13 protein-coding genes are annotated in these 14,998 nt (G+C 59.4%); 9 read left to right on the top strand and 4 right to left on the bottom strand.

Annotated features, from left to right (window positions below):
* Positions 1-5: 5 nt before the first annotated feature.
* Positions 6-1,244 carry a nucleoside permease gene (locus ACW9IR_RS05005; RefSeq protein WP_457461967.1) on the top strand — a complete coding sequence of 413 codons (1,239 nt, stop codon included), beginning with the start codon at positions 6-8 and terminating at the stop codon, positions 1,242-1,244.
* Between the two features lie 83 nt (positions 1,245-1,327).
* Here the strand turns inward: ACW9IR_RS05005 and ycaC are convergent, their stop codons facing one another.
* Together ycaC and ACW9IR_RS04995 are read right to left on the bottom strand one after the other, a co-directional pair.
* Complete coding sequence (gene ycaC / locus ACW9IR_RS05000) at positions 1,328-1,960, bottom strand: isochorismate family cysteine hydrolase YcaC (protein WP_007916011.1); 633 nt, start codon at positions 1,958-1,960, stop codon at positions 1,328-1,330.
* A gap of 128 nt (positions 1,961-2,088) precedes the next feature.
* Entirely contained in the window at positions 2,089-2,685 is a 597-nt protein-coding gene (locus ACW9IR_RS04995; RefSeq protein ID WP_457462016.1) for a TetR family transcriptional regulator, read from the bottom strand.
* Between the two features lie 141 nt (positions 2,686-2,826).
* Between ACW9IR_RS04995 and ACW9IR_RS04990 the strand changes: the two genes are divergently transcribed.
* From ACW9IR_RS04990 to ACW9IR_RS04975, 4 genes are read left to right on the top strand one after another with little or no spacing between them, the layout of a single operon-like run.
* Positions 2,827-3,927, top strand: coding sequence for an alkene reductase (locus ACW9IR_RS04990; RefSeq protein WP_457461965.1), 1,101 nt, complete (start codon positions 2,827-2,829; stop codon positions 3,925-3,927).
* 60 nt (positions 3,928-3,987) lie between these two features.
* Positions 3,988-4,770, top strand: a complete 783-nt coding sequence (locus ACW9IR_RS04985) for an SDR family NAD(P)-dependent oxidoreductase (RefSeq protein ID WP_457461963.1) — start codon at positions 3,988-3,990, stop codon at positions 4,768-4,770.
* A 14-nt stretch (positions 4,771-4,784) separates the two neighbouring features.
* Complete coding sequence (locus ACW9IR_RS04980) at positions 4,785-5,615, top strand: alpha/beta fold hydrolase (protein ID WP_102899140.1); 831 nt, start codon at positions 4,785-4,787, stop codon at positions 5,613-5,615.
* Between the two features lie 56 nt (positions 5,616-5,671).
* Entirely contained in the window at positions 5,672-6,670 is a 999-nt protein-coding gene (locus ACW9IR_RS04975; protein ID WP_457461961.1) for an NADP-dependent oxidoreductase, read from the top strand.
* Positions 6,671-6,869: 199 nt separating this feature from the next.
* On the opposite strand, the gene ACW9IR_RS04970 is transcribed toward ACW9IR_RS04975, so the two are convergent.
* On the bottom strand, positions 6,870-7,802 hold the full coding sequence (locus tag ACW9IR_RS04970; protein WP_095111883.1) for a helix-turn-helix transcriptional regulator: 933 nt from the start codon (positions 7,800-7,802) through the stop codon (positions 6,870-6,872).
* A gap of 569 nt (positions 7,803-8,371) precedes the next feature.
* Between ACW9IR_RS04970 and ACW9IR_RS04965 the strand changes: the two genes are divergently transcribed.
* The 4 genes from ACW9IR_RS04965 to ACW9IR_RS04950 all read left to right on the top strand — a co-directional run bounded on the left by ACW9IR_RS04965 (position 8,372) and on the right by ACW9IR_RS04950 (position 12,311).
* Complete coding sequence (locus ACW9IR_RS04965; RefSeq protein ID WP_102899142.1) at positions 8,372-9,721, top strand: MFS transporter; 1,350 nt, start codon at positions 8,372-8,374, stop codon at positions 9,719-9,721.
* Between the two features lie 99 nt (positions 9,722-9,820).
* Positions 9,821-10,513 (top strand): fumarylacetoacetate hydrolase family protein, encoded by a 693-nt coding sequence (locus tag ACW9IR_RS04960; protein WP_457461958.1) that lies wholly within the window; start codon positions 9,821-9,823, stop codon positions 10,511-10,513.
* Positions 10,514-10,563: 50 nt separating this feature from the next.
* Positions 10,564-11,322, top strand: coding sequence for an SDR family oxidoreductase (locus ACW9IR_RS04955; RefSeq protein ID WP_457462014.1), 759 nt, complete (start codon positions 10,564-10,566; stop codon positions 11,320-11,322).
* A gap of 32 nt (positions 11,323-11,354) precedes the next feature.
* Positions 11,355-12,311: a 2-hydroxyacid dehydrogenase gene (locus ACW9IR_RS04950; RefSeq protein ID WP_102899144.1), complete on the top strand. Its 957-nt coding sequence runs from the start codon at positions 11,355-11,357 to the stop codon at positions 12,309-12,311.
* Positions 12,312-12,702: 391 nt separating this feature from the next.
* On the opposite strand, the gene ACW9IR_RS04945 is transcribed toward ACW9IR_RS04950, so the two are convergent.
* Positions 12,703-14,829 carry a TonB-dependent siderophore receptor gene (locus tag ACW9IR_RS04945; RefSeq protein WP_457461956.1) on the bottom strand — a complete coding sequence of 709 codons (2,127 nt, stop codon included), beginning with the start codon at positions 14,827-14,829 and terminating at the stop codon, positions 12,703-12,705.
* Positions 14,830-14,998: the final 169 nt, after the last annotated feature.

Below are 14,998 nucleotides of genomic sequence, written 5' to 3'. Positions count from 1 at the left end.
TTGAAATGAACGTAATGAATGCGCGACTCAGCGTCATGATGTTTCTGCAGTTTTTTATCTGGGGCGGCTGGTTCGTCACCCTCGGCACCTTTCTCACCACGACACTGGCAGCAAGCGGCGGCCAGGTGGGAATGGCGTTCTCCACGCAGTCGTGGGGCGCGATCATTGCGCCGTTTGTCGTTGGTCTGATTGCTGATCGTTTTTTCAATGCCGAACGCATCTTGGCGGTGTTGCACCTACTGGGTGCGGTGCTGCTCTTTCAGCTTTATCGGGCAACTGATTTCAGCGCGTTTTATGCCTATGTGCTGGCCTACATGCTGGTCTACATGCCAACCCTGGCCTTGGTCAACGCCGTAGCCTTCCGACAGATCAAAGACCCGGCCCGGGAGTTTTCCCGCATCCGCGTGTGGGGCACCGTTGGCTGGATCGTCGCCGGCATCGTGATCAGTTTCGGCTTTGCCTGGGACGCTCAACAGGCGATTGCTGCGGGCGGTTTACGCAACACGTTCCTGATGTCTGCCGTGGCCTCGCTGGTGTTGGGGCTCTACAGCTTCAGCCTGCCAAACACTGCGCCGCTGAAGTCGACGGGCGATTCGCCAGGCATCAAACAGATGCTGGGGGCTGACGCGTTGGGCCTGCTCAAGGATCGCAGCTATCTGGTGTTCTTTCTTGCATCCATCCTGATCTGCATTCCTCTGGCGTTCTATTACCAGAATGCCAATCCGTTTCTGGCTGAAATCGGTGTCACCAACCCCACCGCGAAGATGGCCCTCGGTCAGGTCTCCGAAGTGCTGTTCATGCTTCTTTTACCGCTGTTCATCCAGCGTTTCGGCATCAAGATTGCCTTGCTGGTCGGGATGCTGGCCTGGGCCTTGCGCTATGTGTTGTTCGCCTACGGCAACAATGGCGACCAAGCGTTCATGCTGCTGATCGGTATTGCGCTGCATGGCGTGTGTTATGACTTTTTCTTCGTCTGTGGGCAGATCTACACCGATGCCAAAGCGCCCGAGCGCTTCCGCAGCTCTGCTCAGGGCCTGATCACCTTGGCCACTTACGGTGTGGGCATGCTGATCGGATTCTGGGTGGCGGGTCAGATCACTGACCACTTCACCGCGCAAAACGGCCACGACTGGAGAAGTATATGGCTGTTCCCGGCAGGATTTTCGGTGGTGGTTCTGCTGTGTTTCGCACTGGCGTTCAAAGGCCGAGGCGGCGAAAAGGAGGGGATGCCGTCGACCGTCTAGAAACGCCGTTCTGATAGGCGCAGCGGCAGAAAACAGAAAAAGCCTGCTTTTCAGGGCAGGCTTTTCGTTTACATCGCGCCGGCTTACTTCTGCTGAGCGGTCAGCGCCGAGTAGCTGTTCATCAGATTGCGGTAGTTGGGGATTCGCTGCGACAGCAGATTGCCCAGCCCTTCAATGTCGTTGCGCCAGTCGCGGTGCAGCTCACACGCCACCGAGAACCAGTTCATCATCTGTGCGCCAGCCTGAGTCATGCGGCTCCATGCAGCCTGCTGCACAGTGGTGTTGAAGGTGCCGGAGGCGTCAGTCACCACAAACACATCAAACCCTTCCGCCAGCGCCGACAAGGTCGGGAACGCTACGCACACATCCGTGACCACACCGGCAATGATGATCTGCTTGCGCCCGGTGGCTTTGATCGCCTTGACGAAGTCTTCGTTGTCCCACGCGTTGATCTGACCAGGACGAGCGATGTACGGCGCGTCCGGGAACATCTCTTTCAATTCCGGCACCAGTGGGCCGTTCGGGCCTTGTTCGAAACTGGTGGTGAGGATGGTCGGCAGTTCGAAGAACTTGGCCAGATCGGCCAGAGCGAGCACGTTGTTCTTGAACTCGTTTGGCGAGAAGTCCTGGACCAGGGAAATCAGGCCGGTCTGGTGATCAACCAGCAGCACGATGGCGTCGTCTTTGTTCAAGCGGTTGTAGGTTGGAGTAGTCATGGCGTGCGTCCCTTTTGAGTTTTTGAAGTTGTTGTTGCGTTCAAGTTGGGTACAGATTACTGACGCACAGGGACGGGATAAATCGGCTGAAAAGCGTTTCACCGTCAACTCAAAAGGGACAATACCGATCAACCAGCCACTTCTGCACTGTCGGCAGACATCAGCAACGACGCGGTCATCTCAGCGTGGCATACCGCAAGTATTTCATCGGCCAGCGCTGAATCAGCCGGACAGGCCCGAGACAAGATAATCGCACCAACCGCCCGCGCCAGCATGTCGATCATTTTCACTCTTCCCGCATCAGGCGCCGCATCAGGCCCTGTCGGGTACTTGTCGCCAAGCGTCTGCAGCGTGCGCTCGATGCCGTCGGCAAACGCCGTTTTCACTTCGTCAGACTGACGCGCTGCGTCGCCGCACAAGGCGGCCATGGTGCAACCGCTGCCCCGCCCGTCCCGATGTTCTTTCGACACATAGGCATCGATGAAACCCTGAACATCGAGAGTTTCGGCACCAACCAACGAGCGCGCAAGGCTGTTGGCCGAGGCTTCGGACATCAGGTCGGCCTTCGAGCCAAAGTGTTTGTAGAAACCGCCGTGGGTGAATCCGGCCGCCGCCATCAGGTCGGCGACGCCGACACCGTCAAAACCTCGCTCACGAAACAACACCGAAGCGGTCTCGACGATGTGCTCGCGGTTTGCCTGGGCCTGGGCTTTGGTGACTCTCACGTGCAATACCTCCGCTGAAAAATCATGCGCAGATGATACATAGATGTCGGCCATAATCAAAACCGTTGACAGTTTAGATTTCGATCATCATCCTAATTACAGGCATTATCGCTGCTCATCCACAGGCACGGATCCAACCCCATGACCGATCAAAATCTGTTCACGCCGTACACGCTTGGCTCCCTGACGCTGGCGAATCGAATTGTTCTCGCGCCGCTGACCCGTAATCGAGCGGGCGAAGGCTTTGTGCCCAGTGAATTCGCCGCCACCTATTACAGCCAGCGCGCCTCGGCTGGCCTGCTGATTTCTGAAGCGACGCAGATCTCCCGACAAGGCCAGGGCTATCAGGACACCCCGGGGATTTACACACAGGCGCAGATCGATGGCTGGCGCAAGGTGACCGCTGCGGTGCACGAAAAAGGCGCGAAGATCTTTCTGCAACTGTGGCATGTCGGCCGTGTTTCACATGTTGATCTTCAAGAAAACGGCGCCGCACCTGTAGCGCCCTCGGCGATACGCCCAGCGACCAAAGTGTTCGTCAACAACTGCTTTGAAGACGTTTCCGCGCCGCGAGCACTGGACATCAGCGAACTCCCGGGGATCGTCAACGATTTCCGCCAGGCAGCGGTCAACGCGATCGCCGCTGGGTTTGATGGTGTGGAAATCCACGGTGCCAACGGCTATTTGCTCGATCAATTCATCAAGGATGGCGCCAACGTGCGCACCGATGCCTACGGCGGCTCGATTGAAAATCGTGCGCGCTTGTTGCTGGAGGTGACGGCCGCGGTCGTCGCCGAGATTGGCGCAGATCGCACCGGTATTCGCCTCTCGCCGGTGTCGCCGGCCAACGGGGTGTCGAGCAGCGACCCGCAAGGGCAGTTCGATTACATCGTCGAGCAACTCGATGCGCTGGGCATCGTTTATCTGCACGTGGTCGAAGGCGCAACCGGCGGGCCGCGCGATGTCGCGCCGTTCGATTTCGGCGCTCTGCGCCAGCGTTTCAAAAACACCTACATCGCCAACAACGGCTACGACCTCGACCTCGCGAACGCGCGGATTGCCGAAGACCACGCCGACCTGATCGCCTTCGGTCGCCCGTTCATTGGCAATCCCGATCTGGTCGAGCGCCTGGCGGCCGGTGCGCCGTTGGCCGGTTTCAACCCCGCCACCCTGTATGGCGGTGGTGCAGAAGGCTACATCGACTATCCGACCTTGGCTGAATGGAGCGCTTCTGCCCAGTAAGCCGAGCTCCAGCGCATTTACTGCCTCTCCTTAATCGTTTTTTTGAAAAGAGATGACCCTATGAACGCCCACCCTACTGTTCTGATCACTGGCGCCTCGACCGGCATCGGCGCGGTTTACGCCGAACGTTTCGCCCAACGCGGGCATGCTCTGGTGCTGGTCGCCCGCGATCTTCAGCGCCTGGAAACACTCGCCGCGAAGTTGCGCAGCGAACACAGCGTTGCCATTGATGTGCTGCAGGCCGACCTGACCCAACTCAGCGATCTGCACACCGTCGAAACGCGCCTGCGCGACGATGCGCGCATTGGCATCCTCGTCAATAACGCGGGCGCCGCGCAGTCCGGCAACTTCATCGAGCAGAGCACCGATAAAGTGGCCAATCTGGTCGCCCTCAACACCACGGCACTGGTGCGGCTCGCCAGTGCCATCGCACCCCGTCTGGCGAAGGCCGGTGACGGCGCGATTATCAACATCGGCTCGGTGGTCGGTCTGGCCCCGGAGTTCGGCATGTCGGTGTACGGCGCGACCAAGGCGTTTGTGCTGTTCCTGTCTCAGGGGTTGAGTCTGGAACTATCGCCACTGGGCGTCTACGTACAAGCCGTGCTGCCGGCCGCGACGCGTACCGAGATCTGGGATCGCGCGGGCATCGACATCAACACCTTGAGCGAGATCATGGAGGTCACCGATCTGGTCGATGCGGCGCTGGTCGGTTTCGATCGGCGCGAGCCGGTGACCATTCCGCCGCTGCATGAAGGTGAGCGCTGGGATGCCTTGCAAACCGCGCGGCAGGGCCTGCTGGCACAGATTCGCCAGTCGGCAGTCGCCCAGCGCTATCTGGCGTGATTGCAGTGGAACATATGCCTTTCGTCACAGCCGCCAACCAATCGATTTTGGTTGGCGGCACGGCGTTCGCCTATCGCGACCTCGGTCCCAAATCGGCGGTACCGCTGTTTCTGCTCAATCATTGGGGCGCGGTACTCGACGACTTCGACCCGCGAATCGTCGATGGTCTGGCGCAAACCCGGCGCGTGATCGCCATTGACTATCGCGGTGTCGGCGGCTCCGGAGGCACCGCGCCCCTGACCGTCGCGCAGATGGCCGACGACGTCATCAGCCTGATCGCTGCGCTGGAATTCACCAGCGTCGATCTGCTGGGTTTTTCCCTTGGCGGATTCGTTGCTCAGGACATCGCGCTCAAAAATCCTGCCTTGGTGCGGCGCCTGATTCTGACCGGCACCGGACCTGCTGGCGGAGTCGGTATCGCCAAGGTCGGCGCGGTTTCCTGGCCACTGATGTTCAAGGGTTTGTTGACCCTGCGCGATCCCAAGTTCCACCTGTTTTTCACCACAACCACCAGCGGACGGCGGGCCGCGACAGACTTCCTGCAACGTTTGAAAGAACGCCGCAAAGATCGCGACAAGCGCCCGACACCCAGCGCTTTTCTACGGCAGTTGAGAGCCATCAAAGCATGGGGAGAACAGATGCCGCAGAACCTTGGCAGCTTGCAAATTCCGACGCTGGTGGTCAACGGTGACAACGACATCATGGTGCCCACGGTCAACTCGATTGACCTGGCGAACCGTATTCCCTACGCGCAATTGATCATTTATGAAGACGCCGGACACGGCGCGATTTTCCAGAACTACGCTGACTTTGTCAGCAAGGCGCAGGCGTTTCTCGACAGCTGAACCCATCTGCTCAGGCAACCCTGCCCTCCCCCAGAACCGTGAGAGCCGTCCCCACCATGAAAGCTTATTTTATCGATCGCTACGGCAAGCAGAACGGGCGTATTGGCGATGTCTGCGAGCCTGTACCCGGCGCCCACGACGTGCTGATTGAAGTCCATGCGGCCAGCGTCAACGTGCTCGATTCAAAGATTCGCAGCGGCGAATTCAAACTGATTCTGCCGTACTCATTCCCCTTGGTGCTGGGCAACGATTGTGCCGGTGTGGTGATTGAGGTTGGCGCAGCGGTCAAGGGTTTCAAGCCCGGCGACGCGGTGTATGCGCGCGTGCCCGATCAACGAATCGGCACGTTCGCCGAGCGAATCGCCGTCGAGCAAAACGCCGTGGCGTTGAAGCCTGCCAACCTCAATATGGAGCAAGCCGCCGGCATTCCCTTGGTTGCCCTGACAGCCTGGCAAGCGCTGGTCGACATCGCCCGTTTGCAAAAGGGGCAGAAGGTCTTGATTCACGCCGGTTCCGGCGGTGTCGGAACCATCGCCATTCAACTGGCCAAACACCTCGGCGCTGTTGTCGCGACCACCACCAGCACCGCGAATGTCGAATGGGTTAAAGCGCTGGGCGCAGACGTGGTGATTGATTACAAACAGCAGCACTTCGAGCAGGAACTGCGCGACTACGACGTGGTGCTGAACAGCCTCGGCACCGACGTGCTGGAAAACTCGCTCAAGGTACTCAAACCGGGTGGTCAGCTGATTTCCATATCAGGCCCGCCAACTGCCGAGTTCGCCAAGGCGCAGGGCCTGACCTGGCCGCTGCGGCAAGTCATGCGTTTGTTGAGCCTGAGCATTCGGCGCAAGGCGCGCAAGCGGGATGTCCGTTACAGCTTCCTATTCATGCGGGCGAGCGGTACACAACTGCAGGAAATCACCACGCTGATTGAAGCCGGCGAAATAAGGCCCGTGCTTGACCGCACCTTCGCCTTCGAGTCAGCGGGCCAAGCCCTGTCTTACGTCGAACAGGGCCGTGCGAAAGGCAAGGTAATCGTGCAGATCAAATAGTTGCCTGCCTGTAATCATCTGGCGAAAGACCCATGGATAACGTTGCCTGCGACACCGAAAAGCCCCCCGCCGACGAACTGCAAGACACGGAGAACAAACACCCACCTGAACCCGCGAACCACGAGACGCCCGACCCCAAGCAGCACAACGCGATACTGGGTGTTGCTCCGATCGTATGGCGGCCCTTGATGCTTGAGCCCTAAGTGTTCAACGGCGATTGCGGCGTATCCGGATTGAGTTGCCGGCGGCGAAACTGTCCCGGTGGCTGGCCGTGAATCTGCCGAAAGCGTCGGGAGAAATACGCCTCGTCAGCGAAGCCGCACAACCGCGCCACCTCGCCCACCGAGCGCGTGCTGTTGAGCAGGAAATTGCGCGCCGCGTGCATCCTGCGTTCGAGCACCAGTTCGGTGAAGGTCTTGCCGATCTCCTTGCGCAACCAGTGCGTCAGATAGGTCGGGGACAGGTACGTCGCCGCAGCCACCTTGATCAGATTGAGATCGGGATCGGCAATGTTCTTGCGCAAGTATTCGAACATGCGGCCCAGCGCATCCCGGCGGCTGACCTCGGCCGCATTCTCCTCGGCCAGACGCTTGAGTGGTTCGGCGTAAAGGAAACACACGCTGCCAATCAGTTGCAGCAACAAGCCCTTGAGCATCTCGCGCGTACCAAACTGACGGTTCTCGTCCAGCGTGCGCATCTGCTCGATCAAGGCACAGACCTTGGCGAAATCCTCATCCCCGAGAATGAAATCCAGATGCTCCTGAAAACGGAATGGCGATAACTCCGGCGCCAGCAGAATCGACACCTCCTCCAGGTCCATCGGGTCGCACTGCAAATGCGGCAACAGAAAGGTCTGGGAAAAATTGATCACCATGAAATTGCTGTCCGCTGGATGCGGGATTACGTGCACCCGGTGCGGCAGGATGAATGCCAGGGTATTGCGCGGAAACGGACGCTCGACGTTACCGATGTGCTGCACGGTGTCGCCACCGAGGTTGATCTGAATCTGGAAATACTCGTGCCGATGGGGACTGGTCTCGGCGCGCCGGCCCTTTTTGTCGCGAATGTAGAAGTCGGTCAATTCGCTGCGCTGCTGCATGACATAGGTGGGAATACGGCTGAGTGACGACATCTGCGCAGAATCCTCGACAGGTATTGGCAGTGAGCTGACGACCCTCATCTTGCAGACATGTACGCAATACACGCAAGCAGTCATACGACGACCTGCCTTTCCAAGGAATTTTTATCCTCGATATGGCGTTTAGCCTGTCCAAAACCGCCGGGAATGTATCAAGATTTTTTATTGTTAATAATCAACGCATTAACAGCCTTATCTAAAAATAAACTTAGGAAATAATCGGATTTATTTTTTGGACAGGTTTAGCAACGCCGCTTCCATAGAAAAAAAACGTTCTAACCCCTCGGTTGCTTTACCAACGTTGTACGACCACTGTGAGCCGACGCAGCCCAACCTCTTCCAAAAACAATCACAGGTGTGCACGTCATGATTCTGCTATTCCCCCTCGCCACCCCTCCCGACATTGTCTCGATCACGCCGACTGGAAGACGTTTCTGAACGTCTGACGCCGGCTGTTCGCACCGTTCGTTTCAGTATCGATTGGCATGCCCCGACCATCGCGGGCAAACGCCTTCGGCTGCACGAAAACATCTCGACTCTTCTAACAATAACGAGGTCTCTTCATGTCGAATTCACATGCTTCCCAAGCCACCGTGCCGCCGGTGATAGACGGTGCCCGGGACGCCGTCGTGCCGCAGCGTCTGCCCTCGCGGCGGCGCTGGTTCATGCTCTCGTTGCTGCTGATTGCGACGATCATCAACTACATCGACCGGGTCAATATCTCGATTGCCGCGCCGTTCATGGCCAAGGATCTTGGCTTGGACAAGATCGAGATGGGCCTGATTTTCTCGGCATTTGCCTGGACTTACGCCTTGGCCCTGGTGCCGGCCGGGTTCATCGCCGACCGCTTCGGTTCGCGCTTCACTTACGGCGTGTCGCTGATCAGTTGGTCGACGGTGACTGTGTGCCAGGGCTTTGCCACAGGATTTGCTTCTTTGTTCGGTTTGCGTCTGGCGGTCGGTGCCATGGAAGCACCGGCGTTTCCGGCCAACAGTCGCGCGGTGACGGTGTGGTTCCCGGCGCGGGAGCGCGGTCTGGCCAGCAGCATCTACGTCTGCGGGCAATACCTGGGGACGGCGCTGTTTACCGGTGCCCTGCTCTGGCTCGCGACCAGCTTCGACTGGCGTCACGTGTTCTACAGCACCGGCGTACTCGGCATCGTGTTCGGGGTGTTGTGGCTGTACCTGTATCGTGACCCGCTAAACTGCAAGAAAGTCAGCAAAGAAGAACTGAAGTACATCGAAGCCGGCGGCGGTCTGGTCAAAAGCAGTCAGGAACGCACCCGCTTCAACTGGCGGCAAATTGCTGAACTGTTCAGCTACCGCCAGATCTGGGCAATTTGCATCGGCAAATTCGCCAGCACCTCGGCGCTGTACTTCTTCCTGACCTGGTTCCCCACCTACCTGATCGAAGAACGCCAGCTGACCATGATCAAGGCCGGGATCTTCGCTGTTCTGCCGTTTGTAGGCGCAACGGTCGGCATCCTCCTCGCCGGCATCGTGTCGGATTTGTTGATCCGCCGTGGCTACTCGATGTCGTTCGCTCGCAAGTTGCCGCTGGTGATCGGCTCGATGCTGGGCATGTCCATCGTGCTGGTGAATTTCACCGACTCGAACACGATCTGCATCGCCGTGCTCACCATTGCGTTCTTCGCCCAAGGCATCGCCTCGTCTTCGTGGGCGGCCGTGTCGGAAGTGGCACCCAAGGAGCTGATCGGCTTGACCGGCGGGATCACCAGCCTGGCCGCCAACATCGGCGGCATCGTCACGCCGATCGTGATTGGCGCGATCGTGCATGCCACCGGTTCATTCGCCTGGGCCTTCTGGTTCATTGGCGGCGTGGCGCTGATCGGCACCCTCTCCTACTCGCTGTTGCTCGGACGCTTGTACCGCATCGAGTTGAAGGTGCGCTAAAGCCAACAGCACCGTTTTCTCCAACTGGAGGCGGCTTTCGTCCAACTTCACCAACGACTGCCGCCGTACGCTGAAGCTACCAACAGGACTCTTAACAGGATGAACATGACTGAATACGTCTTCACGCCGGATCTGCCCGTGACCTTGCCCGTTGTCGGCAGTGAACAACGTTTTCCCGTTGGCCGGGTATTTTGTGTCGGCCGCAATTACCCGTGGCCAGATGCCGTCGGCCAGTCGCGCCAGCCACCGGTGTTTTTCATGAAACCAGCCAGCAATGTCGTCGACGCCGTTGGTGAGGTGGCATTCCCTTCGCTGACCGACGATTTCGCCCACGAAATCGAACTGGTGGTGGCCATCGGTGAAGGCGGCGCGAATATTCCGGAGAACGAGGCGCTGGCTTATGTCTGGGGCTACGCCGCCGGCCTCGACCTGACCCGCCGAGATGTTCAGCGTGCCGCCAAGAGCAATGGTTTGCCGTGGGAAGGTGCCAAGGTGTTCGACGGCGCCGCGCCGATGACCGCCATCGTGCCAGTGACCCGCGCGGGCCATCCCGAAGGCGAATTATGGTTGAACGTCAACGGCGAGGAGCGTCAGCGCGACAGCCTCGACAGCCAGATCTGGTCGGTGGCTGAAGTGATCAGCCGGATCTCCCGGTCAGTGGCGCTCAGGGCCGGCGACCTGATCATGACCGGCAGCCCGGCCGGCGTCGACGGCCTGCAACCGGGCGATGTGATCAACGCCGGAATCGACGGGATCGGCCAACTGGAAATGCGTGTCGGCCCAAGAGATTGAACGCCCTGCACGCCTCAGTGATTTGAAGACAGGAGAACAACAAGATGTCCATCACTCAAGCTTTGAAAGTCGCGCTGGTCACCGGCGCCGGTAGCGGAATCGGCCGCTCTGTGGCGCTTGGCCTGTTGGCCGACGGCTACACCCTGGTGCTTGCCGGTCGCCGGCCGGAACCGTTACAGGCGCTGGTCGAACTGGCGGCAAGCGAGGGGCACGAAGCCCTCGCGGTGCCCACCGATGTGCGCGACCCGGTCAGTGTCGATGCGCTGTTCGCAACCATTGCCGAGGTCTACGGACGACTGGATGTGGTCTTCAACAATGCCGGGGTCAACGCCCCCGCCGTGCCCTTGGATGAACTGACGTTCGAACAGTGGCGCAACGTGATCGACACCAACCTCAACGGGGTTTTCCTCTGTGCTCGTGGTGCCTTCGGACTGATGCGTCGTCAACAGCCTCAGGGCGGACGCATCATCAATAACGGGTCGATTTCGGCGCACACCCCGCGCCCGTTCAGCAGCGTCTACACCGCCAGCAAACATGCAGTGCTGGGCCTGACCAAATCGCTGGCGCTGGACGGTCGCGAATTCAACATCGCCTGCAGCCAGATCGACATCGGCAACGCCCTGACCGAGATGTCGGTACGCATGACCAAAGGTGTACGTCAGGCCAACGGCAGCATCGCCGTGGAGCCAATGGTCGACGTCAAGCATGTCGCCGATGCGGTGCGCTACATCGCCGGCCTGCCGCTGTCGGCCAACGTTCTGAACATGACCGTCATGGCCACCGCCATGCCGTTTGCCGGTCGCGGTTGAACCGGCCTTTTTATTCGGTAAGAGAGGTTTACATGAAGCCAGAAGTCTTGCAGCTCAGCCCGATCCTGATTCCTGAAATCAACACGCGTCTCGATGAACTGTTTACGGTCCGCCGCTATTTCCAGCAGGCGGACAAACAGGCGTATTTACAGGAACACGGTGCGAATATTCGCGGGGTGATCACCGGTGGCCATACCGGCATCACCCAAGCCGTCATGGCGCAACTGCCGAAACTTGAAGTGGTGGCGGTCAACGGCGTAGGTACCGATGCGGTTGACCTGGCTTACGCTCGGGATCGCGGCATCCGCGTGACGGCGACCATTGGCGCGTTGACCGAAGACGTCGCCGACCTTGCCATCGGTTTGCTGATTTCCGTGTGTCGCGGGCTGTGTACCAGTGATCGCTATGTACGCTCGGGTCAATGGCCGCACAGCACCACACCGCTGGCGCCTCTGCCGCTGGCACGTCAGGTGTCCGGCATGCGTATCGGCATTGTCGGCATGGGCCGGGTTGGCCGCGCGGTGGCCAGCCGAGCGGCGGCCTTCGGCTGCCCGATCAGTTACACCGACCTGCAACCGATGAGCGACGTCAGCCACACCTTTGTCGCCGACCTCAAACAACTGGCTCGCGACAGCGATGCGCTGATTCTCGCCGCCGCTGCCGACAAGGCCGAGGCCATCATCGATGCCTCGGTGCTCCAGGCCTTGGGCAAGGACGGTTATCTGATCAATGTGGCACGGGGCAAACTGGTCAACGAGGCTGATTTGCTGGCGGCACTGAATGCCGGCGAAATCGCCGGTGCCGGGCTGGATGTGTTTGTCGATGAACCGAATGTGCCAGAAGCCTTGTTCGGCAACGAACAGGTGGTGCTGCAACCGCACCGCGCCAGCGCGACATTACAGACGCGCACGCGGATGGGTGAGATGGTGGTGGCGAGTTTGCTCGACAGCTTTGCAGGGAAAACGCCGCAAGGTTGTGTCACTGGCTAAGTGGCGCGTGCCGAAACAGCTGCCCTCACCCTAGCCCTCTCCCCCAGGAGAGGGAACCGATTGGGGGATATTGGCGATGGACGCCGACGTGCAATAGCGGCTGTGAATCCATGACCGCCAAGCATTGCGGATTGACCCGTCATCGACGCAATCCGTCAGGTCGATGCGTAGGCTCCCTCTCCCGCAGGGAAAGGGGCCGATTGGGGGATGTTGGCGATGAGCACCGACGTGCAATAGCGCCTGTGAATCCATCACCGTCAGGCATTACCGATGAATCCATAATCGACGCGATCTGTCAGGTCGATGCATAACGCAAGACACCTCGGTCGGCCCCCTCTCCCTCAGGGAGAGGGCTGGGGTGAGGGGCCGCCGTTGCAGCGTCGAACGCGGCTTACAAGGTGTAGGAAATCCCCACCTGCACCGTTCTCGGCGCTCCCGGATAGGCGTAGACATTACCGAACGCGCCCTCTTCATAATCCCGATCAAACAGATTCTTCACGTCAAGATTGAGCCGCACCTTCTCGTTGACCTTATAGAAGCCGAGCAAATCGACGACGGTGTAGCTGTCCATCGAGAACGCAGTATTGGCGGTTTGCCCAGCACGCTCGTCGACGTATTTGAGTCCGGTGCCCAGGCCCAAACCTTTAAGCGCTCCGTCCTGAAACTCGTAAACGTTGAGCAGGCTGAAGCTGTTTTGCGGAATGTTCATCAACCGTGTGCCGGAGCGGATCACATTGTCCTTGGTCACTTCGGCATCCACGTAGGCGTAGCCGCCGATGACGCGCCATTCTGGTGTCAGGTTGCCGGCGACGTTCAGATCGAAACCACGGCTGCGCACTTCCCCGGCCGCCACACTGAAGGTCGAATCCACCGGGTCGGTGGTCAGCACGTTGCGCTTTTCGATCTGATAGATCGCCGCATCGACGCTCAACTGATGATCCAGCGCCTCCCACTTGATGCCCATTTCATAAGACTTGCCTTTCTCTGGGGCGAAGCCTCCGCCCACGCGGCTCGCGCCGGTATTGGGCTTGAACGAGCGCGCGGTGTCGGCATAGACCGCCAGGGTGTCGGTCAGGTCGTAGGTCACGCCGAGGCGCGGGGTCACCGCGTTGTCGCTGGCCTGCCAGTTTTTGCCGCCCGGCACGTAGGTTTCATAGTCGTGCTCGAATCGTTCGAACCGCGCCCCGGCCAGGACCTTCAGACGCTCGGTCAACGCCACCTGGTCCTGCACGAACGCGGCATAGGTCTTGAGATTTTCCTTGTCGTGGGTCGGGGTGCGGGTCAATACCGGACGCGGCTGGCCGTAAACCGGATCGAAGATGTCGATCGGGTAGGCGCCGACCGCGCCGCTGGAGCGCTGAATGATCGACTTGTAGTCGTAATCTTCATACTCGATACCGGTCAGCAAGGTGTGCTGCAAGCCACCGGTGCTGAAATGACCGGTCAGATTGAGTTGAGTGTCCTTGTCGGTCCACTCCAGTTTGCGGTAGTTGAAGTTGCGCCCCAGGGTTCGACCGTCATCGGCAATGCCGTTGGCTTCGATCGCATTGCCCTCAAGCGAGCCGTCGAGCCACTGGAAGCCACCGCCCAGCGTCCAGTCATCATTGAGCAGATGTTCGAAGCGCAGTTGCGCCATGTTGTTGTCGTTGTGCAACTTGCCGGCGTCTTTCTCGCCGAAGAACGTGTCCCGCGAGGCCGTGCCGATCTGTTTGGCGTAACGCGTCACGCCGCGATCCAGCGGATGATTGTTGCGCATGAAATCACCCTCGAAAATCACTCGAGTGGTATCGCTGGCCTGCCAGGTCAGCACTGGCGTGATGCCGTAGCGCTCGGTCTCGACGTGATCGCGAAAGGTGTCGCCGCCCTCGCCCACCACGTTCAATCGATAGGCCAGACGCCCTTCTTCATCCAGCGGGCCGGAGGCGTCCAGCGTGCCGCGTTTCATGCCTTGATCATTCAACTGACTGCCCAACGTGACCGTGCGCTCGGCCAATGGCTGCTTGGACACAACGTTGAAGGTGCCGCCCGGATCACCACGGCCATAGAGCATCGTCGCCGGCCCGCGCAGCACTTCCAGACGCTCGATGGTGTTGGCGTCGGGCATGTTCGGGTAGCCGCGATTGATCGGGAAACCGTTGCGGTAGAACTCGCCAGTGGTGAAGCCGCGCACGGTGAATGTGGTCAGGCCCTGCCCGCCGAAATTGTTCGCGCGGCCGACGCCGCCGGCGTAATCCAGTGCGTCTTGCAGACGGGTGGCGCCGAGGTCTTCGACCGCATCCTTGGTCACTACGCTGATCGATTGCGGGGTTTCATGGATCGAACTGTCGGTGCGCGTGGCGCTGGCCGAGCGCGTCGCGCGGTAACCCTGCACCGGGCCGTCGGCTCGTTCGTAATCCGCTGTACCGACCACGTCGGTTGCGTCCAGCTCTAGCGCTGAGGATGTTGAATCGGCCTGTTCGGCCCACGAGGAAGAAGACAACGCCTGCAGCACGCAAATGGAAAGCAGAGTACGACGCATGAAATGAAAACCTTGTGAATAGGCCAGAACGAAGGGTGAAACCGCCAGAACAGCGGCGCGGATGGTATACCAGAGATCGTGTAATTGAAACTTATTCTTATTTGTCATGTTGGTCAGGATTCGTGAGCCGGACTCATGACTCCATCCTGGCAAGGCGCATTATCAGATG

It is taken from the genome of Pseudomonas sp. SDT291_1_S447 (genome assembly GCF_054070155.1).
Note: the sequence above shows the minus strand (reverse complement) of the source record. Positions and strands in the feature narration are given on the sequence as shown.

Bases quoted from the DNA above. Each gene is read 5' to 3' on its own strand.
- ACW9IR_RS04960 (WP_457461958.1), top strand. From the start codon at position 9,821: ATGAACATGACTGAATACGTCTTCACGCCGGATCTGCCCGTGACCTTG.
- ACW9IR_RS04975 (WP_457461961.1), top strand. From the start codon at position 5,672: ATGAAAGCTTATTTTATCGATCGCTACGGCAAGCAGAACGGGCGTATT.
- ACW9IR_RS04990 (WP_457461965.1), top strand. From the start codon at position 2,827: ATGACCGATCAAAATCTGTTCACGCCGTACACGCTTGGCTCCCTGACG.
- ACW9IR_RS04945 (WP_457461956.1), bottom strand. From the start codon at position 14,829: ATGCGTCGTACTCTGCTTTCCATTTGCGTGCTGCAGGCGTTGTCTTCT.
- ACW9IR_RS04965 (WP_102899142.1), top strand. From the start codon at position 8,372: ATGTCGAATTCACATGCTTCCCAAGCCACCGTGCCGCCGGTGATAGAC.
- ycaC (WP_007916011.1), bottom strand. From the start codon at position 1,960: ATGACTACTCCAACCTACAACCGCTTGAACAAAGACGACGCCATCGTG.
- ACW9IR_RS04950 (WP_102899144.1), top strand. From the start codon at position 11,355: ATGAAGCCAGAAGTCTTGCAGCTCAGCCCGATCCTGATTCCTGAAATC.
- ACW9IR_RS04970 (WP_095111883.1), bottom strand. From the start codon at position 7,802: ATGTCGTCACTCAGCCGTATTCCCACCTATGTCATGCAGCAGCGCAGC.
- ACW9IR_RS05005 (WP_457461967.1), top strand. From the start codon at position 6: ATGAACGTAATGAATGCGCGACTCAGCGTCATGATGTTTCTGCAGTTT.
- ACW9IR_RS04980 (WP_102899140.1), top strand. From the start codon at position 4,785: ATGCCTTTCGTCACAGCCGCCAACCAATCGATTTTGGTTGGCGGCACG.
- ACW9IR_RS04985 (WP_457461963.1), top strand. From the start codon at position 3,988: ATGAACGCCCACCCTACTGTTCTGATCACTGGCGCCTCGACCGGCATC.